The sequence below is a fragment of the Paenibacillus whitsoniae genome (assembly GCF_003955665.1).
Lineage (GTDB): Bacteria > Bacillota > Bacilli > Paenibacillales > NBRC-103111 > Paenibacillus_E > Paenibacillus_E whitsoniae.
In genome coordinates this window covers 246,790-258,918 of sequence record NZ_RXHU01000022.1, presented here as the reverse complement: position 1 = coordinate 258,918, position 12,129 = coordinate 246,790, and the positions used below count along the sequence as shown (strand labels likewise).

The window sequence follows — 12,129 nt, the reverse complement described above, 5'->3', positions numbered from 1 at the left end:
CATGAGGCAAGTGCAGCAAAGAGCAGGCAGAATCGGCATCAGGCTCCAACCCGGTTGGTGGTTTGTTGGTCTAAACAGCATGTTTATGATTCTTTTTTCATTGGTCATCCTCTATCCGTTCTGGCAGGTGGTCGTGCTCTCTTTTTCCGACGGAAGAGAAGCTACGACGCTCGGTTTTCATTTTTGGCCGAAACATTGGTCCTTTGAAGCCTATCGGTATTTGCTTTCCTCCGGGGAGATCGTTCGACCCTACATCAACTCCATTGTACGTACAGTTCTAGGGACTCTACTTGAGGTTTTATTTACCATTCTGGCTGCTTACCCGCTTGCCAAGAAAGAACTGCCTTTTCGCGGAGGGCTGACCACATACTTCATCATCCCGATGTTTTTCAGCGGGGGGTTAATTCCTACGTATCTGATTATTCGCAGTTTGGGGCTCCTCGACAACTTTTTAGTTCTCATTATTCCGGGGGCCGTTGCCATCTTCAGTATTATCATCATGCGGAACTATTTTATGTCATTGGATACAGCGATGGAGGAATCCGCCGTGATCGACGGAGCGGGTTATTTGACGCTTCTGTTTCGAATCATTTTGCCGGTGTCGACACCAGTACTGGCTACGATCGCGCTTTGGGGAGCTGTTGAGCATTGGAACGCCTGGTTTGATGCCATGATCTATATTCGCGACCGCAACTTGACGGTAATTCAAGTGATTATGCGTGAGATGCTGGCATCGGTCAGCGAGCAAAGCAACGAGGTGATGCTTAGCAATAATGCGCAGCAAGCGCAGCTTGCGATGAGCAATGTCCGCTCGGGGATTGCGCTGCTTTCGATTGGACCAATCATATTCATCTATCCATGGATGCAAAAATATTTCATTAAGGGAGCTATGATTGGCTCCGTAAAAGGTTGAAATCGGGAGGGAACCTATGCGTATTCGTTTTGATTTATTTCCCGGCGGAAAGAGCAAAGCTCTGACATTAAGTTACGATGACGGACGGGAATTTGACCGGGAAATGGTTCGGATCTTAAATCGTTACGGCATCCGGGCGACGTTTCACTTGAACTCTGGCTTCTTGGGCAAGCCAGGGTATTTGGAACGTTCGGAAGTGAAAGAATTATTCAGCGGGCATGAGGTGTCCGGGCATACAGTTAACCATCCGTTTTTGAATATGTCGCCAAAGGAAAGGATCGCCGATGAGATTTTGCAGGATCGCAGCGCGTTGGAGCAACTTGCCGAATATCCCGTAAAGGGGTTGTCATTCCCGTACGGCGCTTGGAACAAGGAGGTTGTGGCGCTGCTTCCTGCCCTTGGCGTGGAATATGCCCGAACCACGAATCATCATGGCGGCTTTCATATGCCGGACGATTTTTTATTATGGTCGCCGACTTGCCATCATCGCGATATGCTGGAGTTCGGTCAGAAGTTTATCGATGATCAACCGCGTCATCCACGCCTGTCACTGCTCTATGTGTGGGGTCACAGCTATGAGTTTAACAACAATAACAACTGGGATCAGCTAGAGCAATTTGGCGAAAGGATCGGTCGCCGACCTGATGTGTGGTATGCGACCAATATTGAAATCGTGCTGTACATGACGGCATTGCGTCAATTGCGGTTTGCTGTTTCAGGTGAATGGGTTCATAATGCAAGCGCCCTATCTGTATGGCTGAGCGTGGAAGGGCAAGCTGTTGAAATCCAACCGGGCGAAACCAAAAGGTTGGTCGTGTGAAATCAAGTATGCTGCGAAAGTGGTTAATATAGAAACGTACAAACGAGTGTTAAAGGAGGCGAACCTTCTTAACACTCGTTACTGTGTTGAAATTATCCTTTAACACTGCCGGCGGTTAAACCTTCAATGAGAAATTTCTGAATGATAGCAAAGATCACGATAATCGGAAGGATGATAATCACACCGCTAGCCAGGATGCCTCCCCAATTGGTAGAGCCCATGCTTTCCATCACTTCGGCGATGCCGACTTGAACGGTTTTGGCAGATAGAGAGTTCGTTAGAATTAGCGAGTATTGGTAATCGTTCCAACCGAGAATAAAGGAATAGAGGCTAATCGCAACTAAGCCTGGCAAAGCAAGTGGAATCACGACAGCAAATAATGTTTTGAATTTCGTAGCTCCATCCATGTAGGCCGCTTCTTCCAGATCGATCGGGATGGTTTTGAAAAAACCGCTCATGATCCAGACGCCAACAGGAATGGTCATTGTACCGTAAATCATGACGAGAATGGTTTTCGTATTCAAAAGCGATACCATGGAGGCAAACTTATACCATGGAATCATAATCATGGGGCCTTGAATCATTTGGGCCAATACGAGCAGGACGAAGATCAGCTTGATCCCTGGAACTTTATATCTGGCTAAACCATAACCGCTGATACATGCGATCAAACCGGTTATCAACGCAGTAATCGCGCAGGTGATCAGGGAGTTGGACAACAGTTTGCCGAGCTGTATCCCTTTTTTTCCGAGAGCCCATGAATAACTATCCAAGGTAAAAGGCGACACCAACCAAGTCGGTTTAGAGGCAAATATGGCTTCGTCGCTCTTGAATGACGTATCCAATAGCCAGAGAAAAGGGACTAAGGTAAAAACTAATAATAGGAACAGAATCGTATATTTCCAACATCTCATCAAGTAAGTTTCTCTCATGTTCTCGCCCCTTAACTATTATCTTTACCAAACAATCGTGCGTAAACAAATACCATCATCAACACAATCAGCATCGATAAAGTTCCAATAGCAGCACCCTTACCCAAGTCCAAATAAACGAACGCGTGCGTGTATAAATAGGTCGGCAGAATGCTGGTTGTGTAACCCGGCCCACCGTTGGTTAGTGCCCAGATCATTTCGAACTTCGTCCAAGAAGCGATGATGGAAACCATACCGGTGACATACATGATCGGTTTTAACGAAGGTAGGGTGACATAAAGGAATTTTTGCCAAGTGGTTGCTCCGTCTATTTCTGCCGCTTCCTTCATCTCACTGGAAATTCCCTGTAGGGCGGAAAGCAGCATCAACGTGACATAGGGAAATCCTTTCCATGTGGAAGTGAGCAGCAAGGACGGCCACACCCAAAATTCGTGTCCAAGCCAGACAATGTTGTCTTGAAGCAGATGCAGCAGCTTTAAGTAGTAATTGAGCAGCCCATATTGTCCGTCGTAAATCCATTTCCAAATGATGCCGATGACAACAACAGGAGAAACCCAGGGAACCATCACTAACCCGCGCCAAAGGCCTCGAAGTCGAAGCTTCTGATTCAGGATGAGCGCAGCAGGAACGGCAATGAGAAATTGCAGCAGCGTGGAACCAAGGACCCAAACAAGACTATTTCTAAGAATAGTCCAGAAATGTTCATCATGCATCGTCAACTCTTTATAGTTGTTCAAGCCCGTAAATTGCATGCCACCGCCATGAAGAAGCGAGTATTTGAAGAAGCTGAGACGAACCGTATCGAACAAAGGATAGAACTGAAAGATAGCAACGTATAATACGACTGGCGCAAGCAGCATATAGCCGAAAGCATACCGTTTGATTGGGGTGTTCATAGATGAACTTCCTCCTCTGTAAGCGAAATAAAAAAGGGGAACCGCGACTGTATAATCCTTGTCAGTTCCCCGATGAAGCATGACGAAAGTTATTTAAACTTATCTTTAATTTTATTGATCCCGTCTTTGATCGCTGTATACGATTCTTCCGTACTCAGTTTACCCATAAGAAGCTTCGTCATATTATCTTGCACAAGGGTCTCGATCTCCGGCTGTCCTAGGATAGTTGCCATGGGTACGCCGTTGTTGACAAGAATTTGGTTAAAGTCTTGCAAAATTCGCTTGTGTCCATCGATGGCTTTGGGATAAACCTTTTCAGCCTTCTTGACGATTTCATCCAAATTGGCATTTTTGACTGCGGTGACGTTGACGACGGCAGCTTCTGTCGTATTAAACTCGGAGGACGACCACTCTTCGATTAGCCTCCAAGCGACATCTTTATTTTTGCTGCCTTTGAACATGCCTACGCCAACGCTCGAGACAGGGGCTTGCGCATTGGGCCCGGAAGGTCCCTTCGGATAAGGAATCGCTCGGGTAACCTTAATGATGTCTGGATTGATGCTGTAGACATTCGCGGAAAAGTAGGTTCCTGCAGCAACCATGCCTACTTCTCCGTTGCTGAATGAGCGCCACATTTCCGGATAACCCCAAGTGAAATGTGCTTTCGGTTCATAGGCTTCCAGCCGTTTGAAATGATCCAGCGTCTCGATATATTTCTTCTTGGATGCTTCCGACGTATCGTCCAGCACTAGGCCATTGCTGTAAGCAGCCGTAAAGGGAACTCTGAAAGCGAAGCGAGCTACGCCCAGCGGGTATCCGAAGCCGTACTTATCGCCTTTGGTCATGAGCTGCGCTGCTTTCTCTACGCTGTCCCACGTTTTCAAGTCTTCGATTTTCATGCCGACTTCATTCAACATTTGTTCATTGACCATGAGAGTGAAGGAGTTGGCAAGGTTCGGAACGGAATAGATTTTATCTCCTTGGGACGCATACTCCAGTGTGCCTGGGAGAAAATCTTCTTTTTTCAATGCGGCTCCTTTTTTATTGAAATAGGGGGAAAGATCCTCCAAGCCATTCAGCTGGACAAGGTTGGTGACGTCTTGGGTCATCGTGATATCCGGAAAGTCAGCAGAAGAAAGCATAATAGGCAATTTCTTATCCATATCCTGCCAGGACAAGAACATATACTCAATGTTGACGTTCGGATACTTTTCTTTCATTTTTGTTTTAAATTGATCGGCTAACTCTTTCTCTGCCTCGGATGTCCCCGGATAGACGAACCGGATATCCGCTTTCACGGTTTTCCAATCGATTTCTTTCGAGGCTGCGGCTGGTGTTGACGCTTGTCCGCTATTGTCCGCTGGTTTCGAACTGCAGCCGGTCAGCGCTGCTCCTGCCAGTAACAATAGACTGATGAGAACCGCTGCAGGCTTTTTTACTTGTTTCATGTTTACCCCTCCTTGATGATTTGCTTACAAATTTATCGTAAATGTTCTCGAATTGTATTACAATGTGACGATTTTAAGGATTGGTGGACTTATTCATGCAAGTGCGGGATGACTATACCGCAGACGGTTATAAAGCTTTATAATGCAATTAATTACCAGAAGTGAGGAGAAAACAGGATGTTTCAGTTCCAAACCTTACAAACCAAAATGCTGGTTTCCTTCATTTTGCTCGTGCTGATTCCCGTCATTGGCCTTGGCAGCTTCTCGTATAGCATAGCAACCCGCTCTTTGGAGAAACAGACGATGCAGAATCAAGTGCAAATCATCCGGTTGATTGCAGACAATGTGAAACATATGCTGGATGATGCAACGGACCTCTCTTCCTTTATTGTGGGGAACGAAACCATTCAATCGCTGCTAAGCGAGGTCAGCCCTCCGTCTGCAGGCGATCCGCAAAAGACGATTTTTAATTATTTATCTAATTTGAAAATAGCGAAAAAGTATATCTCACTTATTATCTTGTATGGCGAAAATGATTTTATATTTAAGGATTTCTCCGGGTTTTATAGGCAGGTGGTGCCCTATGAGGAATTTAAAGATTCCCCCTTGTATATGGCGACAGCAGCGCTTGACGGCCAGCCTCACTTGGATTATTCAGGCTCCTCGCTGTTTATATATGCACATAATTACAATGATATCGTGCTAGGCCGGCGGATTGTAAGCTTGTATGATGCCGACAAAAAGCTGGGCATGTTTTTTCTGGGCATGAATCGGGATGCGATCCGTGAGGCCATCCAGGACGTGCAGATCAGCCGGACGACCAATCTGCTTCTGTTCGACGATAATTATCATCTCGTTGCCAGCAAACTGGATGATAAAGAAATGAGCAAGCATTTTAAAGACAATGTAAACGGAATTAAACAACTGCTGCAGCCCAATCAAACCTGGATGTATGAAATCGAGAATAAAAAATATTTAGCCGCGAACACGTCCATTGAGGCTTATGGCTGGCATATTGTGAGCCTAACTCCCATGGAAGACATCCAAAAGCAATATGGCATTGTGCTCAGCAGCACGATTATCCTGTCATTCTCGCTCCTGCTCGTGGCGATTGTGATGTCAATCTTGCTTTCCAAAGGCATTACCTTGCCGATTAAGAAATTGCTGCGGTCTATGAATAATTTTAAACGAGGGGACTTTAATCAAAAGGTTCCCGTGGAGTCGAAGGATGAAATCGGGCTGCTCACGCAAAAGTACAATGAAATGGTCGCCCAATTGAATGAGTTAATTCAGAAAGTGTATATCAGTCAAACGAATCAGAAGATGATTGAATTGAGGACGCTGCAAGCCCAGATTGAGCCGCATTTTCTCTACAATACGTTGGATTACATTTTCTTTAGCTCCAAAATTAACGGAGATAATCACACGGCGAAAGTCGTTCAATCGTTAAGCGAATTATTTCGGCTCTCGCTGAATAAGGGTGAAGATTACTACAAATTGGAAAATGAAATCAATCAAATCAAAGCCTACATCAGTATTCAGCATGCACGTTTCCCTAGTCGATTCACGCCCATTTGGGATATTGATGCTGCAATTGGCCATTTTATTACGATGAAGCTTCTGCTCCAACCTATTGTGGAAAATGCCATCCTGCATGCCTTCGAACCGGAAATGGAGCGCCAAGGTGTTCTTCTGCTTCGTTCCTATGTTCAAGGAAACGATATTGTTTGCATCGTGCAGGACAATGGCAAGGGCATGGATCCTGACCAGGTGAAACAACTGTTGTATATTCCAGTACGAAGCAAAGGCGGGTATGGCTTGCGCAATGTGAATGAAAGGCTGCAGATGATGTTCGGCCCTGCCTATGCGCTGCAAATCAACAGCACGCCTGATGTCGGAACCACGGTAATTGTACGAATTCCAATGATCGAGAATGAAGCACAATGGGGGAAACTATATGAAAGTCATGGTCATTGATGATGAAGCGATCGTTATAAAAGGATTAAGGATGATCATTCCCTGGGAAGAATACGGCTTCGAGTGGCTGCCGCCGGCGGAAAACGGAAGGAAAGCCTTGGAGCAAATGGCCTGCACCATGCCCAATTTGATTATCGTAGATTGCCAGATGCCCGTCATGGGGGGCGTGGAGCTGCTTGCCGAAATTCGCAATCGGGAATGGGCAATGAAATCCGTCATTCTCAGCGGTCATGATGAATTCGATTATGTCAGACAAGCGCTTCAGCTTGGCGCCTCTGATTATCTGCTGAAGCCGCCGGACACGGATATGCTGTTAGAAGTGCTCGTTAAGATCAAAAAGGAATGGGAGGAAGAAAATCAACGATACCGCCAGCTGCAGGAAAATATGCCGCTAATCCGTGACAGGTTTCTGAGAAGCTTACTGGAAGGAGCCAGGCTCCCCGAGAAGCTGTTTATAGAGAAAACGGCCTATCTGAACGTTCCTTTAACCTTGGAGCCTTTCCGAATCGTCTTGCTGCAAATCGAACAGGATCCTGAAATGCTCAGAGATTTTAATTATGAAGATCAACAGCTGATGAATTTTGCTATTCAGAACATTGCGGAGGAAACGTTGCAGCAATGGGAAAAGAAATGCATTTTTCTGGAGACATCGGGTAAGTTTGTACTGATTATGCATATGACATGCTCCCTGGAGGAACTTCGCCGTGACCTGCGGCAGTTGGTGATGAATATAAAGATGACCTTAAAATACTTTGTTACCGTCGGCGTCTCTGCCCATAACGGACAGTTGCTTCACGAAGGAAAGATGGCCTATGGACAAGCCAAGATGGCCTTGGAATACAAATATTATACCGGGCCGAATGAAGTTATTTTTATTGACGATGTAGACTGGGAAATGTCCAAGAGCAGGAAAAAGAGCGATGGACAGGATTCACTGATAACGGAAGCGCCTGCCGCGGAAGACCTATCAACGGCTTATGAACGGCTGCGAATGGCGCTCAAGATCGGCAATCTTCAGGAATTGGAGGCGTGGATGCAATACTTTTTCACCGAACTGCAGGAGAAAGAGATCGCGATTCCATTGACGAAAACAGAAAGTCTGCAAGCCATGATCTATGGCGCCAATGTGATATCCGAGCTGCATCCCAAGATGCAATTGGATCAGTTGTTGACCGCTGAACAGATTCAATGTGTTGTAGCCGCCGCTACCTTGCAGGAGCTGAGTCAAATCTGCAAGTCGTTCCTTCGCTATTTGCTCCACCTGACCGTTGAGTTGCGCAAATCTGGCAGGAATAACGTTGTGGAGAACGTGAAGGCTATGCTGGAGACTCAATTTGCCAGCAACCTTTCGCTGGATATCATTGCTAAAGAAGTATTTGTATCGCCTGTCTATTTGAGCTTTTTATTTAAGCAGGTCGAGGGCATAAATTTAACCGATTATATAACCCAGGTTCGGATGGATAAGGCCAAGCAACTGCTGCTGGGCTCTAATCTCAAAACGTATGAAATCGCGAATCGCGTGGGGTACCAAGACGAGAAATATTTCAGTAGACTCTTCAAAAAGAGAATCGGGATGACCCCTACTGAATTCCGTCAATAAGACCAGCGAGATCAAGTGAGCGATTGTAGCAGGGAGAGATGTCTATGAAGTTGAGTATTTCTGGCAAGGTCATGTTTATTTACAGCTTGGTCTTTATTGCGATCATTTTTTTAACCTTTTGGTTATCTTATGCAGGAACCGTTGGACGATTGGAACAGGATCTGCAGACTACCCATCTTGCCTTGTTAAAGCAGATTGATGATAAGATCGAAATCGTTTTCCGCCAAACGGAGAAAGATTTGCTGAATATGTCGCAGGAGTTAGAGTATGTTTATTTCATGTATGACAGTTATGATGATGCGGCTCAGAAATATGCGAATTTTTTTGGATTGTCCAACAAGCTGAAAACGCTTGTACATACGAATGAACTGTTTTCATCTATATTCCTTTATTCAGAGGTAAGCGGTGATATGCTAACCGATAAAATCTATATGAAGGGGGATGTCTCACAAGACACCTGGTTGGCTAACTACATAAAGATGAAAGGTCATTCAAAATGGTTGGCAACACATAAAGTATGGGACGGCGAAAAAGAACAGGATGTCATCACGCTGATCCGCTCCTATCCTTCCATCAGCAGCCCTGAATATCGAAAAGGACTTGTTGCCATCAATATCAATGAAGATGTTCTTTATCGAATGATCAAGAATGTGTATGAAAAAGAGCAAGATGGACATACCTTCATCATTGATGATCAGGCCAATATAGTGACGCATGATGACTCAACGCAATTGTATAAAAACTTGGCGAATATTCCTTATATTGGGCAGGTTTTGAGCCGCAGCGGTAGCGGACATTTCACAGTGAAAATAGAGGGGATTGAGCAATCGATATTTTATACGGCCTCAAATTATACAGGGTGGCGAATTGTCAGCGTAATTCCCAAATCTAACATGTATCAGCCTTTGGAATCTACACGGAGTTTGATGATTGCGTTTGCCGTCGGCATGGTTCTTCTAGCTCTTACAGTTCTTTTTTACGTAAACCGTCGGACCTTTAAGCCCTTGGACCGATTAGTCGGGAAAATGTCAGGAGCGTTCAAGCCAGTCCATCCGGAGCATGAATCAGTGAGAGGTTCCGTTGGACTGGGTTACCTAGAAACGGTATTCGACCAAATGTTTGTAGACCGTGAGCACCTAGAGAAGCAGGTCCGGGATTCCAAACCCGTATTGAAATGGAGAATCATCTTAGACATGCTGTCCGGGTATAGAACGGAGTACGCCTCTGTGCGCCATCACCTGGAATTCACCGGAATCCGCTTGTATGCTCATAGGTTTGTCGTGTGTACGGCCGAGATCGCTAAGGAAGGCAGCGTTAGCCCGAAAGATGTAACCTTGTATACGTATGCGTTATGCAACGTTGCGGAAGAGTTGATGAATATGGAGAACTCGGGGGCCGCAGTCGATTTAGGAGCGGGGTTCGCTGCCATCGTTTTTAGTTTTGCAGAAGGAGATAGGGAACAAAACCATCTGCGTGCATTGGCCGTCCTCGATTTGGTCTTGGATGTCATGAAGAGGCAATTCGAGCTTCAAGTGACCATCGGTGTAGGAAGATGTTATCAGGAAATGAAGGATATTCCCGTATCGTACGAGGAGTCGCAAAAGGCTCTGCAATATAAAATGGTCATCGGCAGTCATTCCGTTATTTCTATCGAAGATGTGCTGGGGCATGATAATCAGGACTATTACCGCTTGATAACGATGACGGATCGAATTGTGGAAGCGGTAAAGCAGACAGAGAACGGGATATTAGAGGGATACATATCCGAATTGTTTATAGAAGCGGTCAACGGCAGCTTATCTCCCGATTTGATAAGGCAACTCTCCTACGAATTGATCATGAAATCATTGCAGGTCGTTGCTTCGGTCGGCATAAATACAGAGGAAACGCTTAGAGAGATGGGGAATCTCCACCAACGGATTCATCAATGCGACAATTGGCAGGATGCACAACGGATTGTCCAAACCGTACTTGAAGGACTTGCGGGGAAAATTGAAGAAAAACGAAGTCAACGGGGAAGCAATAAAACCATAGATAGGTTATTGCCTTACATTCAAGATCATTATCGTGACAGTGAATTTTCTCTCGAGTTGCTGTCCGAAAGGTTTCAGTTAAATCCGACCTACGTTAGCAAGTTGTTCAAAGAATATACGGAGAAAAACTTCATTGATTATTTGATTGAGATCCGGATTAATGCTTCCAAGGAGCTCCTTGCTGTTAAGAACCGCAAGATTAACGATATAGCGGAAGGGGTTGGATACACGAATACACGCAGCTATCTTCGCGCTTTTAAAAAATATACGGGCATGACACCAACCGAATATCGGGAGTGGGTGCTCATGTCTGAAGAAAAATCAGCGTCGGAGTAAGCTTCAACGAGCAAAACCTAAGATTAAGGTACCACCCTAAAGAAATGTAACCAGACCAAATACAAAAAATAGATACGAAGCACATAACAAGTCTATTTCCTTCTCTTATCGCCTAACCTACAATCAAACCGTAAGCGAACGAAGGTTTGACAAATGACATAACGAGAGGGTGATACGATATGAAGGGTAGGCTCCCGGCAACAGAATTACGGACCGGGACACAAACGGTTGGTATCGGAAAGTTCAGGCAAACGGTATGGAGAAGGCTGATGCAGGATAAACATTTATATTTGATGCTCCTGCCTGTCATCAGCTTTTACATTCTGTTCAAGTACGCTCCGATGCTCGGTGAGATCATAGCATTTAAGAATTATCGGTTTGTGGACGGCATTTTCGGAAGCCAATGGGTTGGATTCAAGCATTTTCAAATGATTTTCACAAGCCCGGACTTTTGGCGGATTTTGAGAAACACACTCGTACTTAACCTGTACAGTCTCATTCTCGGATTCCCCGTCCCGATTGTCCTTGCACTTTTGCTCAATGAAGCAAGGCGGAAATGGTATAAGAGCATGGTGCAAAATATGCTGTACGTTCCTCACTTCATGTCATGGGCAGTGCTCGGCGGAATTGTGGTTGCCGTGTTATCACCAAGCACGGGAGTTGTGAATATGGTCATCAAGAAATTAACTGCATGGGACTCCGTTTACTTCATGGCCGACTCGTTCTGGTGGCCGATTGTCTATACGTTATCGAGTACCTGGAGGGAAGCAGGGTGGGGGACGATTCTGTATATGGCGGCAATCGTCTCGATTGATCCGCAGCTCTATGATGCAGCGAAGATGGACGGTGCCAACAAGCTACGACAGATATGGCACATTACATTACCAGGCATTCGCAGTACGATTGCCATACTGCTTATTCTTAGAATGGGGCAAATGATGGATGTGGGGTTGGAACAAACACTTGTTCTGCAAAATAACTCGGTACTTGATGTTGCAGATGTAATTAGCACCTATGTGTATCGGGTAGGTTTGCAGAATATGAGTTACAGCTATACAACAGCGATAGGTTTGTTCCAATCGGCTGTCGGCCTGATCCTGATCGTTGGCGTTAACCGGATGATTCGAATGTCCGGAGAACGGGGGTTATGGTAAGCCATGTATAGGACTAACAA

9 protein-coding genes are annotated in these 12,129 nt (G+C 45.4%); 6 read left to right on the top strand and 3 right to left on the bottom strand.

Features of this window, described 5'->3' with window-relative positions; genetic code table 11:
• Position 1 precedes the first annotated feature (1 nt).
• Both EJQ19_RS08915 and EJQ19_RS08910 read left to right on the top strand, forming a co-directional pair.
• A complete protein-coding gene (locus EJQ19_RS08915; RefSeq protein ID WP_241242802.1) occupies positions 2–913 on the top strand; it encodes a carbohydrate ABC transporter permease in 912 nt (303 codons plus the stop codon).
• A 16-nt stretch (positions 914–929) separates the two neighbouring features.
• Positions 930–1,733, top strand: a complete 804-nt coding sequence (locus EJQ19_RS08910) for a polysaccharide deacetylase family protein (RefSeq protein ID WP_126140851.1) — start codon at positions 930–932, stop codon at positions 1,731–1,733.
• A 92-nt stretch (positions 1,734–1,825) separates the two neighbouring features.
• Here EJQ19_RS08910 and EJQ19_RS08905 read toward each other — a convergent pair whose 3' ends face one another.
• The 3 genes from EJQ19_RS08905 to EJQ19_RS08895 all read right to left on the bottom strand — a co-directional run bounded on the left by EJQ19_RS08905 (position 1,826) and on the right by EJQ19_RS08895 (position 5,009).
• On the bottom strand, positions 1,826–2,665 hold the full coding sequence (locus EJQ19_RS08905) for a carbohydrate ABC transporter permease (RefSeq protein WP_126140850.1): 840 nt from the start codon (positions 2,663–2,665) through the stop codon (positions 1,826–1,828).
• A gap of 11 nt (positions 2,666–2,676) precedes the next feature.
• A complete protein-coding gene (locus tag EJQ19_RS08900; protein WP_164716405.1) occupies positions 2,677–3,561 on the bottom strand; it encodes a carbohydrate ABC transporter permease in 885 nt (294 codons plus the stop codon).
• Between the two features lie 89 nt (positions 3,562–3,650).
• A complete protein-coding gene (locus EJQ19_RS08895) occupies positions 3,651–5,009 on the bottom strand; it encodes an ABC transporter substrate-binding protein (protein WP_126140848.1) in 1,359 nt (452 codons plus the stop codon).
• A gap of 177 nt (positions 5,010–5,186) precedes the next feature.
• On the opposite strand from EJQ19_RS08895, the gene EJQ19_RS08890 reads away from it, so the two are divergent.
• The 4 genes from EJQ19_RS08890 (at position 5,187) to EJQ19_RS08875 (ending at position 12,109) form a co-directional block, all read left to right on the top strand.
• Positions 5,187–6,986 carry a sensor histidine kinase gene (locus EJQ19_RS08890; RefSeq protein WP_126140847.1) on the top strand — a complete coding sequence of 600 codons (1,800 nt, stop codon included), beginning with the start codon at positions 5,187–5,189 and terminating at the stop codon, positions 6,984–6,986.
• Positions 6,967–8,586: a response regulator transcription factor gene (locus EJQ19_RS08885; protein WP_164716403.1), complete on the top strand. Its 1,620-nt coding sequence runs from the start codon at positions 6,967–6,969 to the stop codon at positions 8,584–8,586. The genes EJQ19_RS08890 and EJQ19_RS08885 overlap by 20 nt, the downstream gene beginning before the upstream one ends.
• A 44-nt stretch (positions 8,587–8,630) precedes the next feature.
• Positions 8,631–10,955, top strand: coding sequence for a helix-turn-helix domain-containing protein (locus tag EJQ19_RS08880; RefSeq protein ID WP_164716401.1), 2,325 nt, complete (start codon positions 8,631–8,633; stop codon positions 10,953–10,955).
• Positions 10,956–11,224: 269 nt separating this feature from the next.
• Entirely contained in the window at positions 11,225–12,109 is an 885-nt protein-coding gene (locus EJQ19_RS08875; RefSeq protein ID WP_241242801.1) for an ABC transporter permease, read from the top strand.
• Positions 12,110–12,129: the final 20 nt, after the last annotated feature.